At 62.6% G+C, this 22248-nt stretch carries 19 protein-coding genes and 1 pseudogene; 3 read left to right on the top strand and 17 right to left on the bottom strand.

The window, feature by feature from the left end:
• Positions 1-183, top strand: a pseudogene (locus FHW96_RS23860) (mannitol dehydrogenase family protein); the annotation flags it as partial.
• Here the strand turns inward: FHW96_RS23860 and FHW96_RS23855 are convergent.
• The 10 genes from FHW96_RS23855 to FHW96_RS23810 form a co-directional block, all read right to left on the bottom strand.
• Positions 173-1204 carry a LacI family DNA-binding transcriptional regulator gene (locus FHW96_RS23855; RefSeq protein ID WP_172343069.1) on the bottom strand — a complete coding sequence of 344 codons (1032 nt, stop codon included), beginning with the start codon at positions 1202-1204 and terminating at the stop codon, positions 173-175. The pseudogene FHW96_RS23860 and the gene FHW96_RS23855 overlap by 11 nt on opposite strands.
• Before the next feature lie 39 nt (positions 1205-1243).
• Complete coding sequence (locus FHW96_RS23850; RefSeq protein WP_253951209.1) at positions 1244-1669, bottom strand: EF-hand domain-containing protein; 426 nt, start codon at positions 1667-1669, stop codon at positions 1244-1246.
• 67 nt (positions 1670-1736) lie between these two features.
• The gene (cobA, locus tag FHW96_RS23845; protein WP_172343068.1) at positions 1737-2516 is read right to left on the bottom strand and encodes a uroporphyrinogen-III C-methyltransferase; all 780 of its coding nucleotides are present in this window, start codon (positions 2514-2516) and stop codon (positions 1737-1739) included.
• On the bottom strand, positions 2513-5125 hold the full coding sequence (locus tag FHW96_RS23840) for a molybdopterin-dependent oxidoreductase (protein ID WP_172343067.1): 2613 nt from the start codon (positions 5123-5125) through the stop codon (positions 2513-2515). Before FHW96_RS23840 ends, cobA begins: the two co-directional genes overlap by 4 nt.
• A complete protein-coding gene (nirD, locus tag FHW96_RS23835; RefSeq protein ID WP_168605799.1) occupies positions 5122-5475 on the bottom strand; it encodes a nitrite reductase small subunit NirD in 354 nt (117 codons plus the stop codon). Before nirD ends, FHW96_RS23840 begins: the two co-directional genes overlap by 4 nt.
• Complete coding sequence (gene nirB, locus FHW96_RS23830) at positions 5472-7979, bottom strand: nitrite reductase large subunit NirB (RefSeq protein ID WP_371815799.1); 2508 nt, start codon at positions 7977-7979, stop codon at positions 5472-5474. Before nirB ends, nirD begins: the two co-directional genes overlap by 4 nt.
• A gap of 240 nt (positions 7980-8219) precedes the next feature.
• The gene (locus tag FHW96_RS23825) at positions 8220-9509 is read right to left on the bottom strand and encodes an alginate export family protein (RefSeq protein ID WP_172343065.1); all 1290 of its coding nucleotides are present in this window, start codon (positions 9507-9509) and stop codon (positions 8220-8222) included.
• A 325-nt stretch (positions 9510-9834) separates the two neighbouring features.
• A complete protein-coding gene (locus FHW96_RS23820) occupies positions 9835-11052 on the bottom strand; it encodes an ABC transporter substrate-binding protein (protein WP_172343064.1) in 1218 nt (405 codons plus the stop codon).
• Positions 11049-11630, bottom strand: a complete 582-nt coding sequence (locus FHW96_RS23815; RefSeq protein ID WP_172343073.1) for an ANTAR domain-containing response regulator — start codon at positions 11628-11630, stop codon at positions 11049-11051. Before FHW96_RS23815 ends, FHW96_RS23820 begins: the two co-directional genes overlap by 4 nt.
• Positions 11631-11839: 209 nt before the next feature.
• Positions 11840-13528 (bottom strand): bifunctional protein-serine/threonine kinase/phosphatase, encoded by a 1689-nt coding sequence (locus FHW96_RS23810; RefSeq protein ID WP_172343063.1) that lies wholly within the window; start codon positions 13526-13528, stop codon positions 11840-11842.
• 94 nt (positions 13529-13622) lie between these two features.
• Between FHW96_RS23810 and FHW96_RS23805 the strand changes: the two genes are divergently transcribed.
• Complete coding sequence (locus FHW96_RS23805; protein ID WP_172343062.1) at positions 13623-14846, top strand: NarK/NasA family nitrate transporter; 1224 nt, start codon at positions 13623-13625, stop codon at positions 14844-14846.
• Here FHW96_RS23805 and FHW96_RS23800 read toward each other — a convergent pair.
• From FHW96_RS23800 to FHW96_RS23775, 6 genes are all read right to left on the bottom strand, one after another.
• Positions 14843-15325, bottom strand: coding sequence for a DUF159 family protein (locus FHW96_RS23800; protein WP_172343061.1), 483 nt, complete (start codon positions 15323-15325; stop codon positions 14843-14845). The two genes, FHW96_RS23805 and FHW96_RS23800, sit on opposite strands and share 4 nt — an antisense overlap.
• Positions 15325-16005 carry a pentapeptide repeat-containing protein gene (locus tag FHW96_RS23795; protein WP_172343060.1) on the bottom strand — a complete coding sequence of 227 codons (681 nt, stop codon included), beginning with the start codon at positions 16003-16005 and terminating at the stop codon, positions 15325-15327. The genes FHW96_RS23800 and FHW96_RS23795 overlap by 1 nt, the downstream gene beginning before the upstream one ends.
• 9 nt (positions 16006-16014) lie before the next feature.
• Positions 16015-16662 (bottom strand): TetR/AcrR family transcriptional regulator, encoded by a 648-nt coding sequence (locus FHW96_RS23790; RefSeq protein ID WP_172343059.1) that lies wholly within the window; start codon positions 16660-16662, stop codon positions 16015-16017.
• A 38-nt stretch (positions 16663-16700) separates the two neighbouring features.
• The gene (locus FHW96_RS23785; RefSeq protein WP_172343058.1) at positions 16701-17633 is read right to left on the bottom strand and encodes a chemotaxis protein CheW; all 933 of its coding nucleotides are present in this window, start codon (positions 17631-17633) and stop codon (positions 16701-16703) included.
• Between the two features lie 339 nt (positions 17634-17972).
• Positions 17973-18863, bottom strand: a complete 891-nt coding sequence (locus FHW96_RS23780) for a cytochrome-c peroxidase (protein ID WP_253951208.1) — start codon at positions 18861-18863, stop codon at positions 17973-17975.
• A gap of 26 nt (positions 18864-18889) precedes the next feature.
• Entirely contained in the window at positions 18890-19417 is a 528-nt protein-coding gene (locus FHW96_RS23775) for a hypothetical protein (RefSeq protein WP_253951207.1), read from the bottom strand.
• A 94-nt stretch (positions 19418-19511) separates the two neighbouring features.
• Between FHW96_RS23775 and FHW96_RS23770 the strand changes: the two genes are divergently transcribed.
• Entirely contained in the window at positions 19512-21593 is a 2082-nt protein-coding gene (locus tag FHW96_RS23770) for a TonB-dependent siderophore receptor (protein ID WP_172343056.1), read from the top strand.
• On the opposite strand, the gene FHW96_RS23765 is transcribed toward FHW96_RS23770, so the two are convergent.
• Positions 21587-22138, bottom strand: coding sequence for a hypothetical protein (locus FHW96_RS23765; RefSeq protein ID WP_172343055.1), 552 nt, complete (start codon positions 22136-22138; stop codon positions 21587-21589). The genes FHW96_RS23770 and FHW96_RS23765 overlap by 7 nt on opposite strands.
• Positions 22139-22248: the final 110 nt, after the last annotated feature.

Here is a 22248-nt window from a genome sequence, read left to right as displayed (position 1 = left end):
TGGATCAAACATCTGCGCGGAGACAACGGCCCCGTCGATGACCCACGCGCACAGGAACTCGCACAAGCGGCAACGGGCGAGGATGCCATCCAAGCGATCTTTGGTGTTAACGGTCTGATGACCAGCGATTGGCCTCCGATCGATCAGGACATCGCCGCCATCAAGGATGCCCTCAGCCTATAACCACCCTGCCGTCAGATTGGCGGCGGATCAGTGTGAAATCCAGCCATTCATGCGCCGGAGCCACCTTGCTGCGCACCATGCGCACCAAGATGTCCACCGCCGATCGCGCCATATCGCTGATCGGTTGGTGGATGGTGGTCAATTCGGGCCATATCGTCGTGGCCAGCGGCGTATCGTCAAAGCCACAGATCGACAGATCGCCCGGCACATCCAGCCGTCGCGCATGGGCCATGGCGACCGTGGCGGCGGCCATATCGTCATTGCTGGCAAAGATTGCGCTGGGTGGCTGAGTTGCTGCAAGAATCGCCTCGGCGGCCTCCAGCCCGGAGCGATAGGTGAAATAGCCCTGCGCGACGATAGTGGGATCGGGGAGCAACCCAGCCTCGGCCAGAGCGGTGAGATAGCCCAGATAACGACGCTCGCTCGCGCTTTGATCGGGGTTGCCTTTGATAAAGCCGATGCGGCGATGACCCTGCGCAATCAGATGGGCGGTCATCGCCCGCGCCGCCGCGAAATCGTCGATGCACACCGAGGCGACATCGCTGCGCGGGACGCCCGGCGCAACGGCCACCACGGGAATGCCCTCTTCAGCCAGAGCCCCCAGCATCGCCTCGGATTCGCATAGAGGCGGGGGCAGGATGATCCCGCTGATCCGCCCGCGCCGCAAATGGGCGACCATGTCGGAGACGCTGGCTTGTTCGCCGAACTTTTCGACCATCAATTGCACATTCAGGCTGCTGGCACGATCGAGACTGCCCATCAAAAATTCAGAGAGGTATGCCGAGGAAGGGTTTGAATAGACGAGAGCAATCCGTGTATCTTCACCCCCCGCCAATTGCCGCGCCGCCGCCGACGGCGCGTAATTCAGCGCCGCAATCGAGGCCTCGACCTTTTCGCGCGTGGCCGGGCGCACCGCCGCCTCGCCATTGATTACGCGTGAGACCGTCATCGGCGAAACACCGGCATGGCAGGCGACATCGGCAATCGTGGGGGCGTTACGCTGGCTGCGGGAACGGGTCATGATGGGCCTTGGTAGCGCATATCATTGTCCCGCCGCAACCTATCCGCCGCTTATGGCCTTGCCCTTATCATTCAAGGCCCGCATCTCGGCTGTGGTGACGATATTGTCATGGTTCGCATCGGCCAGATCGAAGCCGCGCGCGGGGCCGTTGACGAATTCATCGCGGCTGATCCGCCCATCGTGGCTGGCGTCGAATTGCTGGAGCATCGCCTGCAATCGGGGGGCGAAATGGCCGGCCAACAGACGCGGCACATCGTCGGCCGACACAAACCCATCGCCATTACGGTCAAACCGCGCGAATTGCCCGGCGCGATAGGCCTGAAATTCGGCCCGCGTCACCTGACCATTGCCATCGGCATCGGCCTGCGACAGGCGCTGGGCAAGATCAGCGCGATCAACCGCCATATTCTGCGCCACAGCGGGCGCCGCGATCAACAGGCCAAGACAAAGGCCGATGGTTTTCATGGCATCCCTCGCCATCAAGCGTTGCGTATCGGGAATCGCCCGACGCGCCACCATCGTCCCAAGCAGCTCAATTGGCAATCACCCGAAATTGTTCCAGCGTCGCCGGGGTGAAATCCTTGGCCCGCACCGCCTCGCCGATCAGCAGAAGGGTCGGGTCATCGTCGCTGATCGTGGCGACGAGGAAGGCCAGCGCCGAGAGCTTGCCCCGGATCAGGCGCTCATCGGGGCGCGAGACATTGACCGCCACCATCACCGGGGTTTCCGGGTCGCGCCCCGCCGCAATCAGCCCTCGCGCGATTTCGCCCGCCGCCGCGCGGCCCATATAGACGCCCACGGTCTGGCTTTCGCTCGCCAGCGTGGCCCAATCCAGCTTCAGCGCTTCGCCCGCGCGCAGATGGGCGGTGACATAGGTGATCCCCCGCGCCGATCCGCGCAGCGTCAGCGAAGCCCCGGCGCTGGCCGCCGCCGCGCTGGCCGTGGTGATGCCGGGGCAGACCTTGGCCACCACGCCGCCCTGCGCCAGATGCTCGATCTCCTCGGCGCTGCGGCCAAAGACCGAAGGGTCGCCGCCCTTCAACCGCACCACGCGTTGGCCTGCCAGAGCGGCCTCCAGCAACAGGTCGTTGATCGAACCCTGCGCCTTGCTGTGGCGACCCGAACGCTTGCCCACGCTGACCATCCGCGTGCCGGGGCGGACCAGCGCCAGCACGCCTTCACCCACCAGCGCGTCATAGAACACCACATCGGCGGCGCGGATCAGCCTTTCGGCCTTGCGTGTCAGCAATTCCGGATCGCCCGGGCCCGCGCCTACCAGCCAGACCATACCTGCGGGAAAATCATGGCTCATTCCGCCGCCTCCATCATCTTTGCCAACATACGCGCCAAGGCAGGGCGGCAAGAGCCGCAATTCGTGCCCGCACGTGTTTCTTCGCCAATGGCCGCCACGCTGCACGCACCCGCACAGATGGCTTCCTCAATATCCTTTTCGCCCACGCCGTGACAGACGCAAACAATCGCGCCGCGATCAGGGGCAGGGGTGCTGGGCCGCGCAGCCAGCCATTCGACGGCTTCGCCATCCGTCCCCAGTTGCTCGGCAATCCAGGCGCGGGCGGGCAAGGTGCCATCGCGCGTCACGAACAAGGCTCCGGCAAGAGCGCCATCATCGCCGCGCACTGCGATGCGGCGCATCCCGCGCACATGGTCGGCCACTTCCAGACGCTCTCCGGCGGGCAACAGGCCAGCCACCTCGACCGCGCCCATCCCGGCCAGTTCATAAAGCCAGCCACCTTTAACCCGCGACCGGCTCCAGAACAAAAGCCCCTCAGGCGCTGCCGGTTCCTTGAGCAGAAGAAATCCGCGCCATTCGGGCGCCACCGGCTCCACCTTTGCGGGCGTGTTCTTGAAGGCGGGCTGCCCCGAAACCGGGTCCACGCGCTGGGCGGGCAGGAGATTGGCGCGCGCGCCGCCCGCCATCACATCGGTCCAGTGCATCGGCACAAAGATGTCGCCGCGCCGCTGGCCATCGCTGATCCCCACGCGGAAAATCGAGGTGCCATTGGCCGTGGCCACGCGGGCCAGACCGCCATCGTCCAGCCCATAAAGCATCGCATCATCGGGGTGGATTTCGAGTAGGGCTTCGCGCCGGTGCTGGGCCAACGTGGGGGCATAGCCGGTGCGGGTCATCGTGTGCCACTGGTCGCGATAGCGCCCGGTGTTGAGGCGCAGCGGATAGGCCGGATCAATCGCCAAACCCGCAGGCGCGCGTACCGCCACCAGCCGCGCGCGGCCATCGCTCGTGCTGTAGCCATCGGCCAGCGGATAATCGCCGCCCCATTGAAAGGGCAGCAGCGCATCGTAATCAGCATCCGAGATCTCGGCGTGATCGCGCAGATCCAGCCGCCGCCCATAGCGCACCGCCAGCGCCGTCATCGCGGCATATTCACGCCAGATCTGGGCCGGGCGGTCATAGGCAAAGGCATCGCCCCAGCCCATGCGCGCGGCCACTTGGCCCATGATCCACCAATCGGCCTTGGCCTCGCCGGGGGCAGGGAAAAGGGTGCGCTGGCGGCTGATGCGGCGCTCGGAATTGGTGACCGTGCCGTCCTTTTCGCCCCATGCATGGGCGGGCAGGCGGATATGGGCAAAGCGGCCCGTGTCGGTATCGGCAATCGCCTCGGACACCACTACGGTGGGGCAGCGCTCCAGTGCCTCCCGCACGAAACCGGCGTCGGGCATCGAGGCGGCCGGGTTGGTGGCCATCACCCAGAGGAACTTGATCGAACCGTCATGAATGGCGCGGAACATGTCCACAGCCTTCTTGCCGGGGCCGGAACAGATGTTGGCCGTGTTCCAGAAGCCCGCCACATCGCGCAATTCCGGGTCCGAAAAGCCCAGATGGCAGGCCAGCATATTGGCAAGCCCGCCCACCTCGCGACCGCCCATCGCATTGGGCTGGCCGGTCATGCTGAAAGGCGCGGCGCCGGGCTGGTTGATCCGGCCCATGGCAAGATGCAGATTGGTGATCGCATTGCCCTTGTCGGTGCCGCTGGAGGATTGGTTGGCCCCCATCGAGAACAAGGTGACCATGCGTGGATGGGCGGCGACCAGATCGGCCAGAGCGGCGAATTGCTCAGCCGAAACGCCGGAGTCGCAGGGCAGGCCCGCCCAGAAACCAAGCGGCACATTCAGCCGCGCATCATCGGTCAACCCGCGCGCATGCATCTCGGCCAGCAAGGCGTTGAACAAGGCCACATCGCCATCGGGGGCCAGCGCGACATGCAGGTCGGCCTGTTCGGCGGTTTCGGTGCGGCGCGGGTCGATCACGACGATCTTGGTGCCGCGCGCGGCGCGAGCCGCTTCCATACGCTGCCAGATGACCGGGTGGCACCATGCAGTGTTGCTGCCCACCAGCAGGATCAGATCGGCCTCGTCAAGATCGCTATAGCTGCCGGGCACAATGTCTTCGCCAAAGGCGCGATTGTGGGCGGCAACGGCGCTGGCCATGCAGAGGCGCGAATTGGTGTCGATATTGGCGCTGCCGATGAAGCCTTTCATCAGCTTGTTCGCCACGTAATAATCCTCGGTCAGCAATTGCCCCGAGACATAAAAGGCGACCGCATCGGGGCCATGGGCCTCGATCGTCTCGCGCATCCGGTCGGCCACTTCATCAAGCGCGGCGTCCCAGCCGACCGTCTGATCGCCGATCATCGGAGAAAGCAGGCGCCCGTCCAGCGCCACCGTCTCGCCAAGATGCGTACCCTTGGAGCAGAGGCGGCCGTGATTGGCGGGGTGCTGACCGTCGCCCTGAATGGTGACGGCGCGCTCCCCCGGCACTCCTGCCTGCAGGGGGGCGGCCGCCACCTCGGCGGCGTTCTTTGTGGGAGCCGCCACCTGAGCGGCGATGCCACAGCCCACGCCGCAATAGGCGCAAGTGGTGCGGATCGCCGCCTTGTTCATGCCATGGCCTCCGGTGCCTTGGCCGAAACCAGCGCGTCACGCTTGAGGTACAGGCGCCCGGCATCTTCGCGGATGGGGATGGTGGGCACGCAGCCCTTGTCATCGCCCAGCGCTTCGCCGGTCTTGAGGCTGATGTTCCAGCTGTGCAGCGGGCAGGTCACGACATTGCCATGCACGATGCCCTGCGAGAGCGGCCCATGCTTGTGCGGGCACTTGTTGACCAGCGCATAGAACTGATTGTCCAGCGTGTGGAAGATGGCGATTTCCTCGCCACCCTGCACCGGCAGGGTGCGGGCATTGCCGGGGCTGATCTGCGTCGTGGGCCCGATGTCGATCCAGTCACCAATCATTCTGCGGCCTCCTTCAATTGCATGGTGGGAAAGGGGCGGAACTCGGCCAGATGCTGGTGGAGTTCGGCATCCTCGCCGGCGGCGCGGCGGGCCCATGGATCGTCCTGCATGAACTGCTGCGAATAGTGGAAACGCTCTGCCAGCTTGGCCACGGCTTCGGGATCGTCGAAGAGCTGGGCCTTGACGTAATCGAGGCCAACGCGTTCGATCCAGGGCGCTGTGCGTTCCAGATACCATGCCTGTTCGCGATAAAGCTGGATGAAGGCGGCGCAGACATCGAGCGCTTCCTGCTCGGTCGTCACCTTGGAGAGCAGATCGGTGGCGCGGACATGGATGCCGCCATTGCCGCCGACATGCAGTTCATAGCCCGAGTCCACGCAGATCACGCCAAAGTCCTTGATCGTGGCTTCGGCGCAATTGCGCGGGCAGCCCGATACGGCGATCTTGAACTTGTGGGGCATCCAACTGCCCCAGGTCATCTGCTCGGTCTTGATGCCCAGACCGGTCGAATCCTGCGTGCCGAAGCGGCACCATTCCGATCCAACGCAGGTCTTCACCGTACGCAGCGACTTGCCATAGGCATGGCCCGAGACCATCCCGGCGGCGTTGAGGTCGCCCCAGATTGCGGGCAGATCTTCCTTCTTGATGCCGAAGAGATCGATGCGCTGGCCGCCGGTGACTTTCACCAGACGGGCCTGATACTTGTCGGCAGCGTCTGCAATGGCGCGCAATTCGTTGGGGGTGGTGACGCCGCCCCACATGCGCGGGACCACCGAATAGGTGCCGTCCTTCTGGATATTGGCGTGCATGCGCTCGTTGACGAAGCGGCTCTGCTGATCGTCCACATATTCGCCCGGCCATGCGCAGAGCAGATAGTAGTTGAGGGCAGGACGACAGGAAGCGCAGCCATCGGGCGTCTTCCACGTCAGTTCCTGCATGACCTGCGGGATGGCCTTCAGCTCTTTTTCCACGATCAGGCGGCGCACGTCATCGTGGCTGAAGCTGGTGCACTTGCACAAGGTCTTCGGACCCGACTTCACATCATCGCCCAGCGTCAGCTTGAGCAGGCTTTCCACCAGACCGGTGCAAGAGCCGCAGGAGGCCGAAGCCTTGCACTGGCTGCGCACGGCGTCGAGGCTGCAGGCGCCGCCCTTGATGGTCGATACAACGGTTCCCTTGGTCACGCCGTTGCAGCCACACACTTCGGCATCATCCGAAAGGGCGGCAACGGCGGCATTAGGGTCCGCGAGGGCGCCTCCGCCTTGGGCAAAGGCCTGACCGAAGATCAGGGCTTCGCGGATGTCGGAAACATCTTCCTCACGCTTGAGCAGGTCGAAATACCACGAGCCATCGGCGGTGTCGCCATAGAGCACCGCGCCGATCAGCTTGTTCTCCTTGACGATCACGCGCTTGTACACGCCGCGCGCGGCATCGCGCATGACGATGTCTTCGCAATCGGCCCCGCCGCTGAAATCGCCCGCCGAGAACAGATCGATCCCCGAAACCTTCAGCTTGGTCGAAGTGACCGAGCCGGTGTAGCCGGAAGGCGCCGAAACCGCCGCATCGGCAAGGCTGCGGCACATTTCCCACAAAGGCGCGACCAGACCATAGCAGATCCCGCGATGCTGAACGCATTCGCCAACCGCCATCACGGCCGGATCGCTGGTCACCATATGGTCATCGACCATGATCCCGCGTTCGACATCCAGCCCGGCCTGACGCGCCAGCGCGGTCGAGGGGCGGATACCTACGGCCATCACCACGATGCTGGCGGGGATCTCGCGGCCATCCTTCAGCTTGACGCCGACGACCTTGCCATCCTTGCCCAGAATTTCGGCGGTGTCGGCCCCGGTCAGGATCGTCTGGCCCCGGCGTTCCAGCTCGCTCTTCAGCAGCCAGCCGGCGGCCTCGTCGAGCTGACGCTCCATCAGCGTGGGCATCAGGTGCAGCACGGTCACGTCCATGCCGCGCAGCGACAGGCCATGGGCCGCCTCCAGCCCCAGAAGGCCCCCGCCGATCACCACCGCATGGCCGCCATTGGCGGCTGCCGCCAGCATCTTGTCCACGTCGTCCAGATCGCGGAAAGACACCACGCCCGACAAATCCTTGCCCGGCACCGGGATGATAAATGGTTCCGATCCGGTGGCGATCAGCAGGCGGTCATAAGCCTCGATGCGACCCGAAGCGCTCGTTACCGTTTGTGCCGCGCGATCAATCGCCACCACCGGATCGCCCGACACCAGCGTAATGTCGTTTTCGACATACCACTCGGCCGTGTTGATCACGATGTCGTCAAACTGCTTTTCACCGGCCAGAACCGGCGAGAGCATGATGCGGTTATAGTTCACCCGCGGTTCGGCGCCAAAGATCGTGATGGCAAAGCGGTTTGCATCACGGGCGAGGATTTCCTCCACCGCGCGGCAACCGGCCATGCCGTTGCCGACCACAACAAGCCTTTCGCGCAAATCGCCTTCGGGGATTTTCACAAGGTTGGGGGCATTCACCTCGGGCACTCCTGGGTTTTGCGCGCCAAACAGAAAAAAGCCGCAACGAAACGGTCGAGTTGACCTCTTCGAAGCGGCTTCGTTGCCACGCATATGTTGGATGGTAATGCGGTGGATTCTTATTATTTCGTCCGACGCTGGACGAAGAACCAATGCATGTATGGGTCCATCTTACCGCATCGCAGCCTATCTGCAAGAGATTTTGTGCGGCTGCGAAGCGATAGATGTTATCTAAATGATTTAGAAGGAATATTCTGCCTGAAGCCAGAACTTCTTTGTGTCCGCGCCAAAGCCCTTGGCCTGATAATCAGCATATTTGACCAGCCATGTGATCTTGCTGATCTTGAAGCCAATCTGGGCATCCAGCTCGTTGCCATATTTCAGGCTGTTCACCGCGCTGCCGAACCAGTGGTAGGTTACGCCATAGTTCAGCCCGGGCAGGGCCTTGACCTTGGGAAACTTGCCTGCAACACCCACATAGGTGTCGGCAAGGCCATTGGCAGGCGTGGTCAGGAAGAGATCCGCCGTACCGTTGAACTTGTGCAGCGTGGCCATCGGTGTCTGGAACGACCATGTGCCGCCCGTCGCGCCGCGATCCGCGCCCAGCTCTTCGTAACCGCCGGTGAAGGTGGTGTTCATGACATTGAGCGCGGCTTCGCCAAAGTAATAGTCGGCATTATAGGTCTTGGCGTTGCGGTCATAATTGCGCTGGTTGGCATAACTGCCGGTCAGCACGAAATTGATGTTCTTGGCCAGCTTGATCGGCGCGGTATTGCCGCGAACGCCATAGGTCTGCGAACTGTCCAGCGTGCTGCGCGCGGCGGCATTCGAGAAAGTGGCCTTGTCGTAATCAAGGATATAGGCAAAGCCCTTGATCGACCCCAATGCGTTCTTCAGCCCGCCGTTGAGGAAGATGAAGTGGCCGTTATAGGCCGTGCGCGCTCCGCCATCATTGCCGAAAATCGTGCGTTGGCTGATCGCATAGGTGGCGTCCAGCGAGATCGGGCCGCCATTGACGGTGCCGCGCACCGCGTCAAACGTCTGCTCGTTCTGGCGCCAGCCCACCGAGCCGACAAAGCGCTGATCGTCCAGATTGATCCGCTGGCGGCCTACGGTCAGGCCGATGCCCTGCTTCTGATAGGCGATCTGAAACCGGTTGAACGCCGCGTTCTGCGGATCGGGGATTACGGCCTGTGCGCTGTGATACTGGCTGCTGGCGGCGTTGGCATAGGGAAAGGCGTTGTAATGGTCCTCCAGCGCCACCGTCCCCGTGCCCTCAACCAGTGCCGAGAGGCCCGATGCCTTGTGTTTGATTTCCGCCCCGGCGCGAACGCGCAGCGTGACGGCGTCCGCGCTCTTGGTCGTGGCATCGACATCTTCCCAGCGCAGCCGGGCATCGACAATCGGGTCAAACGTCATCGTGCCATCGGCAAAGGGCACCGGATCGCCAAATTTGGGCGCAGGCGCAGCAGCATAGGCAGTCGTGGCGATTAACGCGACCGGCGCGGCGGTCAGCAGATAACGGATCATGGCTCGTCCCCTCATGGAAAATCTGCCCGTTCAAAAGGCAAAGCTCTCCCGATCCCGCCCTGGCGGGTTAATGTTCTGATTGCTGTTGTATCTCGGCCAGCGCGGGTTTGGTGGGGCAGGGCGTAAAACGCAAAAAGCCGCCTCGATCTGCTTCCCCCACCATGAGGGACAGACCGGGCGGCGCCATTGCCACGAAACTATGCTGGCGTTTCGGTTCCATCGGCGGGACCCGTCTTTGGGCCCAACCTCTCGAAACGCACATTGGTTTTACGGCGAGGCGCGAAATTTCGGCAAGCGCTTATTCCGCCGGAAACCGCCGCCTACGCTATTTGGCGTAGGAATCTTGCGCCAGATAGCCCGCCAAATCATGCGGATCGAAGATGCGGCCATCGAAAAATGCGTTCTTTTCCAGCGTGATAAGTCCTTGCTGCGTCCCAACCACCATCGGCTGATGCAGACTGCCTTCGACCTTGGAGGAGGCCCCGGGCAAAGGAGCATCCGTTCCGGTTAGCGCGCTGCGGTAAACATCGGGGCGAAAAACCCGCGCCACCTTGGCCTCATCGCCAGGATCATAGGGCGTGCGATCCCAGCGCAGCATTTGCGAATAAAGCCATTGCGCCTGACTAACCCAAGGAAAATTCGCCGCTTCTCGATACTGAAACATGAAATCGGGGAAATGGATCAACTCGCCGCCCTTATGCAGCAACAGCCGGTCGCCCAGCGCGCGCAGGATCAGATTGACATCGGCGTTGAGATATTCGGGCCGAGCCAAAATCGCCGCATTGGTGAGCAGCGCCTCGGGATCGACGAATTGCCGCGCGGCGCGATGCAGAGCGCGGATCAGCGCCTCCACCTCCTCGCGGCGCGATTCCATCACCGATTCGCGCATGGCCAGCACCTTTTCCACGCCCCGCCGCCACACCTGCGCCGTGGCCAGAACGATCGTGCCGGCGCCCCGTTCAACCGCGACGCTGTTCCACGGTTCGCCCACGCAAATGCCATCGACATCGCCCGCCTCCAGCGCATCAGCACAGAAGGGCGGCGGAACAGTGGTGATTTCAACATCCTCATCGGGGCGAATGCCGCAACCGGCCAGCCAATAACGCAGCATGTAATTATGGCTGGAATAGCGATGCACCACGCCAAAGCACAAAGGATGGCCCGCCGCCTTGCACTCCATCGCGATTTCTCGCAGCGCCGCGCCCACCTCCACCGGATCTCCCAAGGCGCCTTCGGGCGCAACGCGCTGTGCCAGATCCGATTTCAATGTGATCGCATTGCCGTTCAGCCCCAACACAAAGGGCGCCGACAAAGGCTGGGCAGGGCGCCCGCGCCCCAGCGTGGTGGCAATCGCCAGCGGCGCCACCATATGCGCCGCATCCGTGTGGCCATAAAGCAGCCGGTCCAGCACCGTGGCCCAACTGACATCCTTGACCAGTTCGAGGTGGAGACCTTCGTCGGCGGCAAAGCCATGTACATGGGCCAGAATAGGCAGGGCCGCATCGACCAGAGGCAGGAAACCGATGGAGAATTTGGTTGTCATGCTGCCCCTCCGATCAAATTATGCGCGGTGACCACTGCATCGGCGATTTCGGCTATGCGCTTGCCCTGGTTCATCGCGGTCTTACGTAATTCTGCGTATGCTTCCGGTTCGCCCAATCCGCGCGTCTGCATCAAAATGCGTTTGGCCTTGTCGACGGACTCGCGTTCGGCCAATTTGCTTTGCGCAACAGACAGTTCTGTTTGCAGGCGCGAAAAGGCATGGAAGCGCCGGATGGCCAGATCGAGGATCGAGCGGATGCGATGCGGGGCAAAGCCATCGACCACATAGGCCGACACTCCGGCATCGATGCTGGCACCGATGGATTCCTCGTCGGAATCATCGACGAACATGGCGATGGGGCGGGCCAGAACGCGGCTGACGGCGAAATATTCCTCCAGCACGTCTCGACTGGGATTTCCTAAATCCATCAATACGATATCGGCATCAATTTCCGAAATCCGGCGCACCAGACCGCGCCTCTCGGTGATCACGAATATCTCGCAATCGCCTAGCTGCGCCAGCCCCTCCTGCATGACGCTGGCTCGTACCGCGCTCTCATCGATGATCGCTATTCGCATGGATTCTCGATGGCGGCGGATAGGCCGCAACGCAAGGGGCTTTGCGTGATTTCCAATTTGCTCTTGCATAAGCGAGATGAATCCGGCATTTTTATTTCGCAGCCGCCGCAAAGGCGCGATCGGCTATTTGCAAAATCATTTTCCATTAACACAGTCGGCAATGGCGCCGCTCCTTTTCAGCAAGGTGCCGCGCCATGTCGAATCGACTTTTACTTCCAGACCAAAGCAACGATCAGAGCCGCAAAGAGCAGCGCGGATACGCCTTTCCAAAAGGCGACCGGATGCCGCTCGATCAACGCAGGCTTGCGCAGGGGTGTGCGCTCGACCGCGGCGCCTCCTTCCAATGCGCGCAGCAATTCGACCACATCACCAAACCGGTCCTGCGGGGCAATGGCCACCGCGCGCAGCAGGACAGCGTCGAGCCAACCGGGCAATTCGGGTCGCGTGCGACTGGGCGCGGCGGCCTCGCGGAAACGGGGGCGGCTGAAGGCCTCGGCTTCGCCATAGGGCCAGAAGCGGGCGAAAAGGCGCCACAGCGTGACGCCAAGCGCGAATTGATCGCTCTCCTCGCTGCCCGCCTCGCCGGAAAACATTTCAGGGGCAAGGTAGGAGGGCGTGCCGGGGATCTCGTCGCCGGTGAAGTCCTCGATGCGCGGCAGGCGCGCCACGCCAAGGTCCACCAGCTTCAACCCACCTTCACGCGGCAGGATGACATTCTCGGGCTTTATGTCACGGTGAATGATGCCCTGTCGGTGCAGCGCGGCTACCGCGCGAGTCAGGCCGACGGCAATGCCAAGCGCCTCGTCCAGCGCGATGGGGGCCTTCATCCGCTCTTCCAGCGTTTGTCCGTCATAGAAGGGTTGGACCCCGTAAAGGCGGGTCTGGCGTTCGAGCGAGACGGGAATGGCGCCGCCGACGAAGGGGCTGCTCACCCGGCTGCCGATCAGCAATTCGCGGGTGAAGGCCGAGCGTGCGCCGCTTTCGGAGAGCAGGGTCGGCTTGGGGAATTTGATAACCACTTCGGCACCATCAGCCGTATCGGTCGCGCGGAACAATCGCGTGTAGCGCCCATCGGACAGGATGCTTTCCAGCCTGAACCCGTCAACGCTCTCGCCCGCCTCGGGCGGCGACAGGATCGGCAGGCGGGCCAGATCGCCCGCGATCGCATCATGGCCCACAGCGGGCAGGCTGACCACATCGAGCACCAGCGCGCTGGCATTATCCTGTCCGCCCGCATCCAGCGCAGCGGTGGCAAGAGCCTGCGCATCAGCCTCGGCGGATTGCCGATGACTCAGGATTTTCTCGATTTTTCGCGGCGACAAAACGCCGTGCACCCCGTCGCTGGTCAACAGCAACCGGTCATGCTCGGCCAGCGCGATCTCGTGATGGTCGAGCCGCAACTCTTCCTCCAGCCCCAGCGCGCGCAGCAGGATATGGCGCCGGTCGGGGTGGGAATGGGTGTGGTCCTTGGTGATCTGACTGAGATGTCCGTCGCGCAGCAGCCATGCCCGGCTGTCGCCCACATGGCAGACATGAGCGCGGCGGCCACGCAGAACCAATGTGGTGAAGGTGGTGGCGCAATGCGCCATCGTCTCGCTGCGCCCCATTGCGGCCAACCAACGGTTATAGGGCGCCATCACCCGGTTGACCGCGGCGGCCACGCCAATGGTGTCGCTTTGCGTGAAATATCCGTCGAGCAGGCTGGCCACTGCCAGTTCCGCCGCAATCCGGCCACCCTTGCCGCCCGAAACCCCATCGGCCAGCGCGGCCACCATCCCGCGCCCCGCGCGCTCGATTTCCGTGCCGAGGTAAACACCGGCAAAGTCCTGATTTTCCGCGCGCGGTCCGCATTCGCTGGCCACGCCCGCGCTCACCCACAACCTGCCTTCGTCGCGCATGTCCCGCCATCCCTCTCACGTACACACGCGATTGGCAGGCTGGCCAAGGCGCCCGTCAAGCCCTTAAATCCTTTCACCGTGGAGACCCTTTGCGATGACTGACAAATCCTTCTGGCAATCGGGCCATCGGCCCACGCTGATAATGGCCTTTCTCTATTTCGACGTGGCCTTCATGGTCTGGAACCTGCTTGGCCCGCTGGCGCCGATCTTTTCCAAGGCGCTGGCGCTTTCCCCTGCGCAAAAGGGCTTTATCGTCGCCGTGCCCACGCTGGCGGGCGCGGTGCTTCGTCTGGTCAACGGCTTTCTGGTCGATCGCATCGGTCAGAAGGTGACCGGCACGATCGGTCAGATCATCGTCATTCTGGGCCTGATCGCGGCGTGGCATTTCGGGGTCGCCTCGATGAATGGCCTGATCGCGGTGGGCATCATCCTTGGCTTTGCCGGGGCCAGCTTTGCCGTGGCGCTGCCGCTGGCCAGCCGCTGGTATCCGCCCCAGCATCAGGGCAAGGCGATGGGCATTGCCGGCATGGGCAATTCGGGCACGGTGCTCGCCGCGATCTTCGCGCCGCTGCTGGCCAAGGCGTTTGGCTGGGAAAATGTGCTGGGTCTGGCGGCCATTCCTGTTGCCATCGTGTTCGTCGCCTATCTGGTCTTTGTTAAGGACAGCCCGCATCAGCCCCCTGCCAAGTCGACCGGCGACTATGTGAAGGGCTACTTCAAGATGCTGGCCGATGGCGATGCATGGTGGTTCATCCTGTTCTATGGTGTAACCTTCGGCGGCTTTGTCGGCCTGTCGGGCTCGCTGCCCAGCTGGTACACCGGCGAACTGGGCTTTACCCCGGTTCAGGCAGGCTATGCCACGGCGGCCTGCGTGTTTGCCGGTTCGCTGGTGCGCCCAATGGGCGGCGCTCTGGCTGACCGTATCGGCGGCATCAAGACGCTCTCGGGCGTCTATGCTCTGGCCGCCGTGCTGCTGGTGGTAATCTCGCAGGCTCCGGCCAGCTTTGCCGTCATGTTCCCGCTGTTCTTCCTGACCATGGCCACGCTGGGCGTGGGCAATGGTGCGGTGTTCCAATTGGTGCCGCAGCGTTTCCGCCATGAAATCGGCGTGATGACCGGGCTTGTCGGATTTGGCGGCGGCGTGGGCGGTTTCTACCTCGCCTCTTCGCTCGGTCTTGCCAAGCAGTGGACCGGTTCGATGAGCAGCGGCTTCCTGATCTTTGCCGCTCTGGCGGTGCTGGCTCTGGCGGGTCTGACCAGTGTGAAGAAGCGCTGGCGCACGACCTGGGGCGCGGCGATCAGCGGCGTTCGGATCTAACCCTCGACCAGCCTTCGGGCCAGTTTGAAATCGGCATGAAGCCAAGTCCCGAAATCCTGAGGTTTCAGGATCACCGGCATGGTCTCCACCGTCAGTATCGCAAAGCTGGGAATTTCGGAATCGCGCCAGATGCCGGCAGCCGCCAGAACCGGTCTGGCGCGATCCTCCATCCAGCCACCCTTTGCGTGAAACGCCGTCATCGGCACAAGACAGCGAAACTGGGTATGGCGCAGAGTGCCGATCCAGAAAGGGCTGTCCAGATTGCGGACATGGGTGACGATATGTTCGCCGCGCGGCGGAGGCGGGACGCCCCACAGGCGCGGCACCAGTATCCGCCCGCGCTCCTTGTCGCGGATCGCCACCGGGGCATAGCCGCCCGGCGCAACCGGCCCGCCCATCCAGACATCGCCTGCCGGATCCGCACCCAGCGCCGCTGCAATCCGGCCCGCATCCGCATCAAGACGATAGGTGGCGGGCATCAGCCCAGCTTCAGCCCCAGCTCGGCCAGCAATTGCGCCGCCTGAGCCCGCGAAATCGTCGCTCCGCGAAACAGCGCAGCATCGGTGAGCCGCAATCCGCCAAGATCGGCCCCGCGCAGATCGGCCTTGTAAAAACGCGCGCCGACAAGATTGGCATCGCGCAGGCTGCAATCCTCGAAGCTTACATCGCGGAAATCGCATTTGCGCAGGTCGGCCTGCGAAAAATCCACCCGCGCAAAACGCTGCTTGCGGAAATCCAGCCCGGCCAGTTTGGCCCCAGCCATCAGGGTTTCCTCGAAATGCGCGTCAATAATCCGCGCATCGCCCAAATCCGCCCCGGTCAGTTTACCTCCGATAAAACGCAGACTGGTCATCCGTGCATGGCGCAGATTAGCGTTGTTCAGATCGCAGGAGCGGAACACCGCATCGGTCAGATCGGCGTTGAAGAAACTGGCCATGGGCGCGCGGCAGGATTGCCATTGCGTGCGTTCCAGCCGAGCCTTGGCCAATTCGGCGCGGCGCAGCGTGCAACGCTCGAACCGCCACCCGGCCAGATCCAGTTCCCCCAGCTCCGCCTCATCCAGATCGCATTCGATCAGATGGACGCCGTCCTTGTGCGCCTGCGCCAAAGCGGCAACATCGTCGCGGCCCAGCGTGCGATTTTCTATTATTTCCTGCATGTATCCTCTTCACCGCGCCTGCCGCATGGCGGCAATCGCATCCATCATTTCGCTATAGGCGTCCACCGTGGGATCGACCAGCGATTGCAATTGCAGGCCATCGGACAGGGCAATCAACTGACGCGCCTTGCTGTCCGGGTCCATCGCGGCGGAAAGGACGCCTGCGGCCTGTTGCGCACGGATATGGTTGGCCAGCGAGGCCGACACCGTAACAAAGCGCTGTTGAAAGAAAGAATGGGCCGGGTGGGCCGGATCGACTGCTTCGGCGGCAAAGGTGAAATAGAGATGCAGGATGCCCGGCATGGCGATGTTGCGGCGCACCTGCTGGACAAAATTATCCAGCGGGTTGGCGGCAGCGGGCGCGGCGCAGCGCGCGCCTTCGTCCCATCGCATGATGACCTGTTGCAGCAATTCCTCGCGGCTGGAAAAGTAATAGAGAATATGGGCAGGTTCGATCCCCAGCGCCCGCCCGATCTCGCGCAGCGAGGGGTTGCGCAATTCCTGCCCGCTCAATCGCTCCATCAGGCCGTTGAGGATTTCCTCACGCCGGGCCAGGCCCTTGGCCGATGCGCCTGCCGTTTTGGGCGCATATTTGGGCGCAGATCCGAGTGCGCGCTTCTTCGCGCCGGTACGGGGCGGGGGGGACGGATCGCTCATGCCATCCCTTTTGCACACAATGTCACGGGGCAACAGGGCTAAATGTCGGAAGGAATTAGTCCAGCAAGATCAAGGACGGAGCAGGTGCGCCCCTCGTTGGTCAGCACGACAGAGCCCATTGCGCTGCCTGTCTTTCCCACCGGTTTTGCCGTCAACCGCTCCACCGCGCAAAGGCCTTGCAGAGGAAACCCTACCGTCCGTACACCATCGCTGACCAGCAGAAGAAAGGCGGGGACTGTGCAGGGCGCAAGTCGCAGGTGAGCCGCCAGATCCAGCACAGGGATCGCCTGATAGGGGCCGAAACAGCGTTCAAGCCCGATTAGAGAACATGCCTCATGACTCATGATCTCGGTAACCTGGCGCAGGGGGACGGCGTGATATCCATCGCCCAGCATGAAGATCAGATGAGGCTCACCTCCGCCATGGCTCTTGCGGTCGGCATTGGGCAAAAGGTGATCCTTCTGCCCAAAACCCTGCGCTCTTTCCTCCAGCCCGGCGAGGCGCTGTAATTCGGGATGGGCCGCCAGAACGTCTGTATCAAGCAGCAGCACCGGTTCGGACGAGGGGAGCATCGCGCCGATCAACCCGTCCTGACCGAATTGAAAGCCCTGCATCCGCGCGACCTCTCCCGGCGCAATACGGATCATGTCCAGCACCGCGTCTATACGCAGCGCCACCCGTCGCCCGTCTCCCATCCGCAACAGCACGCAGGCCATCTCACGCGCCGGAGCAAAACATCCCAACCCCAGCAAAGCCAGCGTATCGACCACCGGAATGCGCGCGCCGTCATATTCCACCCGCGCCAGCCATAATCCGTCCTCGACCGGGCTGGGCAGGACGGGGCGGGCAGGGATCGTGGCCTCTATGATCCGGGCGGGAATGCCAAAGCGGAAATCGCCCGCCGTAACGCAAAGGCTGGGCGCACCGCGCAGGCCGGCCTCGGTGGCGGCCACCAGTCGGTCTTGCGCCATGGTGATGCCGCGCCCAAGCCTGATCGCCATCGGCAAAGATGGTCGAAAATTCCAGATGCCCCAGTTCGAGCCCGCCCAAAGCGGTTAACGCCTCATCATTCGCCGCATCCGCGCGCCCGCTTTGCGGATCAAAGACAAGAATAAAGGTTGCCTCGGCAAGCAAAGCGGCAGTTTTACTGACCAGATCAACTCCGAGCGGTTCCAGTGACATAGGCGAATCCACGATTGAGGCAGAGAACGGAACCGTCCCTGAATAATCGCGGCCTGTTAAAAGTGGGACAGAGCACAATCCGGGTTTGTTGCTAAGATCACCGGAAAGGGAGACTAATCACATCTGTTTCACAAATTCTTGTCACATGCAGTCTGAGGTAGAGAAAAAGCCGGGTTGGTCAGAAACTTATCGTCGGTCAACATATTCAAAAACACAATGATCGCGCTTTCCCGGCCAGCGGGAAGGGGCAAGCCGTGGCGCATGATCGCGTCATGGAGCGTAGGCGCCGAGCCATCGTGCCAATACGGGTCGGTTACCGCCACATTGCGCAGGGAGGGGGTACGGATGCGCCCTCTGTCGGCCTGTTTGCCGGTCACTTCATACAGCCCCTGATCGGGCGTGTTCTGGGTGGGCGGACCCAGCCGGTGATAGGCCATATCGGTAAAATCAGCGCCCTTATGGCATGAGGCGCAGGATTGGCGAAAGGCAGCCCAACCGGCGCTGGCCTCGGGCGAAAGGGTGCGACGGTCGAAGGGCGCATCGCGCGAAGTAAGGCTGCGCTCGAAACTGGCCAGCGCGCGCGCAACCTTGGCGAAATTCACCGTCTGATCGCGCCCGGGAAAAGCGGCGGCAAACATCTGACGATAGCATGGATCGGCCCCCAGCCGCTTGGGGATTTCCGCCTGCATTCCGGCCATGCCCATTTCCACCGGATGCGTGCCGAACACCGGAACAGCGGCCTGCTTTTCCAATGTGGTCTGGCGCGGATCGGCCCATGTCAGACGCGAGAAGCCCCCAACATTGGCCAGACCGGGCACATTGCGCCGTCCCGGCTCGTCCGTCACGCCGGGATGCGCCCGGTTGCCATCGCCAAAGCCGTGGCGCTGTTCATGGCATGTGGCGCAGGACATCGTGCCATCGCGCGAGAGGTCGGCATCGTAAAACAACCGCCGCCCCAGCGCGATCCGAGCATCGTGGCCGCTTTGCGCCAGCACTTGGGGCGCGGCGGTCAAGGCCATTATTGCCATAATCGCAATAATTGATCTCATGGATTCGGCAGAGCCATCACCGTCACATCGCTGGCGCCATTGGCTGCGATCTGCATCGTATAGCGTCCCGGTTCCAGCGAGAACTCCACAACCTTGCGAACGCCGGTGCAATCCGGTCCATGACCATGCGCAGTTGAGCGCAGGACGCCATCCTTGCCGATGACATCTAGCCACGCCGCCGATCCCAGCGCGATACGATAGATTCCAGACTTGGTAATATTTAAAATGAGGATACCACCATAACTTACAGAACCACCCGGCTTTTCAGGCCTTACGTCATATTTCACCTGAGGTGTCGGACTCAGCTCCACGCGTCCCGCCGTGCCGACAGGCAAAATGGGTGCTCCGGCCAGATCATTGCCCGCCTTCACCGCCACCGGATTGGCCCATGGCGCATAGTCGCCGCTTGGCGCGACCGGCGAGGCGCAAGCGGGCGCGGTGGGCATTTGAGCCGAAGCCTGACCGCCCGAGAAGGCAAGAATCAGCGTCCCAAACCCAGCCAAGATTACGCCATTTTTCGCCATGATTGCGCCCCCAGCATTGCATCTATATCTTTATGGATATAGCTAATGCCGCGAATCACAAGCCATAATCGTGGCATCCATGAGGGAATTTTCCATGCAACCGGCCCGTATCTTCCCGCTTCTGGCGGCCACCATGCTTGCCACGCCCGCTCTCGCCGAGGACCAAGGCGCCAGCTTTGGCCTGGGCCAGATCGTGGTGACGGCCGCGCCGCCCAAGGACCTGGAAATCTCCGGTGAGCGCTTGAGCGCCAAGGCGATCGAGACATTCGGCCGTGTAACGCTGGACGATGCGGTGGCCATGGCGCCGGGCGTTTCGGCGGGTAACAGCGGCGGCACGCGCAATGAACGGCTGATCTTTGTGCGCGGCTTCAACCGGTTTCAGGTGCCGCTCAGCGTCGATGGCATCCGCGTCTATTTGCCCGCCGATAACCGACTGGATTTCGGCCGCTTTCTGACCAATGACATTGCCGAGGTGCAGATCGCCAAGGGCTATGTCTCGGTGCTCAACGGGCCTGACGGGATGGGCGGGGCGATCAACCTTGTTACCACCAAGCCGACCAAGGAACTGGAAGCCAAGGTTGGGGCGAGCCTCAATCTGGGGCGGCAGGGCGAATATGCGGGCTATTCGGCCAATGCGCTGATCGGCACGCGGCATGACAAATGGTATGCGCAGGTCAGCTTTGGCCGCAATTATACCGATCACTGGGATCTGGCGGGCGGCTATGCTGGCACTGCCAACCAACCGGCAGGCCGCCGCAATCTGTCGCAATCGGGCGACTGGCGGGTGAATGTGAAGGCCGGTTTCACCCCCAACGCCACCGACGAATATGTGATCGCCTATACGCGGCAGGAAGGGCAGAAATTGGCCCCGCGGCATATCACCGACCCGGTTTCCTCACAGCGTTTCTGGACATGGCCTGCGTGGAACACCGAGAGCCTCTACTTCCTCTCGACCACCGCTCTGGGCGAGATAGGGAGGGTGAAAACCCGGCTTTATCGCAACAATTTCTATAACATGCTGCGCGCATGGGATAATGCCAATGAGAACACCCAGACGCTGGCACGCGCCTTCAACAGCCCCTATTGGGACGAGGCGCTGGGCGGATCGGGCGAACTGACGCTGCGCCCCTCGGCCAAGGAGCGGATCAGCATCGCCTTCCAGATGCGCTCCGACCGCCACCGCGAAGCCCAGACCAGTTTCCCCAGCGGCGCGACCGAGCCGGTGCAGACCAGCCTTGAGAACACCTATAGCCTCGCGCTCGAACATGCCTATCAGTTCACCCCGGGCCTGACCCTGACGCTGGGCGGGGGCTATGACTGGCGCGATCTGAAGCGGGCGGAGGAATATGGCGCGCCGCTGGGCACTTCAGGCGCGAGCATTCTGTATAATTACCCGATGCGCAACACCAGCGCGTGGAGCGGGCAGGGGCGCCTCGACTGGGCGGTGAATGCCGACACGCACCTGCATGTCAGCCTGTCCTCACGCGCGCGTTTCCCCACAATTTTTGAAAGGTTTAGCCAGCGCTTCGGCACCTCGATCCCCAATCCCGGCCTGAAGCCCGAGCGCGCGCGCCAGATCGAGGTGGGCGGTTCGACGCGCCTTGGCGTGGTGAAACTGGAGGTCGCCGCTTTCCACGCGCTGGTATCCAACGCCATCGTTTCGGAAAGCGTGCTGGGCTATGCCTGCACGGCCAGCACCACGCCGGGCAATTGCGCTCAGACGGTGATGACCCAATCGCTCAACGTGTCGCGGGGCAAATATTACGGCGTCGAACTCTCGGCCAGCGCGCAGGTGTTGCCCGGTCTGGCCCTTGGCGGCAATTACACATGGGTTCATCGCGATCTGGTCGATCCCGGCAATGCCGTATTCCGGCCCACCGATGTGCCGTCCCACAAGGCCTTCGTCTATGCCGACTGGACACCCGTCTCGCGCTTTCACCTGATCCCCAGCGCCGACATCGCCTCAAGCCGCTGGACCGTGACCAGCGCGACGCCTATCCGCTATTACCGCACCGGGGCCTATGTGAACGCCGCGATCAAGGCCGAGGTGGAATTGCGCAAAGGGATCAGCATTGCCGCTTCGGCGCGCAATCTGTTCGATGCCAATTATCAACTGGTCGATGGCTTTCCCGAGGCCGGGCGCAGCTATCAGCTTTCGTTCCGCGCCAGTTACTGATCGCGGGCCTGTTTAATCCGGTGGAAGGCGTCGCCCATCAGCGCGGTGACTTCCGCCTCGGTCAATACATGCTCCGGCAAATAGCGCAGCCCGACCCGGCGCGTCATCGACCAGTGATCGACGTAAAGCGCCTTGTTCGGGCCAAACGCCAGATCGACGTGTTTGGCGAGCAGCGCAGGGGCGCCTGCCGAATAAGCGAGGCGGAACAGGGCGATATCCACCACATAAGGGCCGACCATCAGCCAACCATAGGCAGGCCCAAGAACCGGGCGGCCCTCAATGGCCAGATGGCCACGCATCACATGAATCGGCGCGGAAATCGCGCGCTCCACACTGACCGCGAGAGCGGCGCTCATCATTGCGCCAAGGTCTGAAGGGGCGTCGGGGATGGAGGGAAAGATCGCCAGAAGATCAACCGCCGCGCGAGAAATTGCTGCGCGATCGGCATCGCTCATCACGTAGGCCTTGAAAATCTTGGCCGCGCTCCAGCCGTGGCTGGCGGCCACGCGCTTGCCCAATTGCAGAATGTCCTGGCTTATCGTCATGGCAGCGCCTTAGAGTGCCTGACGCCGCGCGGCTAGGGGATTTCGGTGTCGCAGGATCGCAAAAGAGATTGGTCGCGCAAAGGAGCAGCAGCGAGATTTTTGCGCTTATG

This window comes from Novosphingobium sp. SG751A (assembly GCF_013149295.1).
Classification (GTDB): Bacteria; Pseudomonadota; Alphaproteobacteria; order Sphingomonadales; family Sphingomonadaceae; genus Novosphingobium.
The sequence above is the reverse complement of the archived record's forward strand: the minus strand, read 5'-3'. Positions and strand labels throughout refer to the sequence as shown.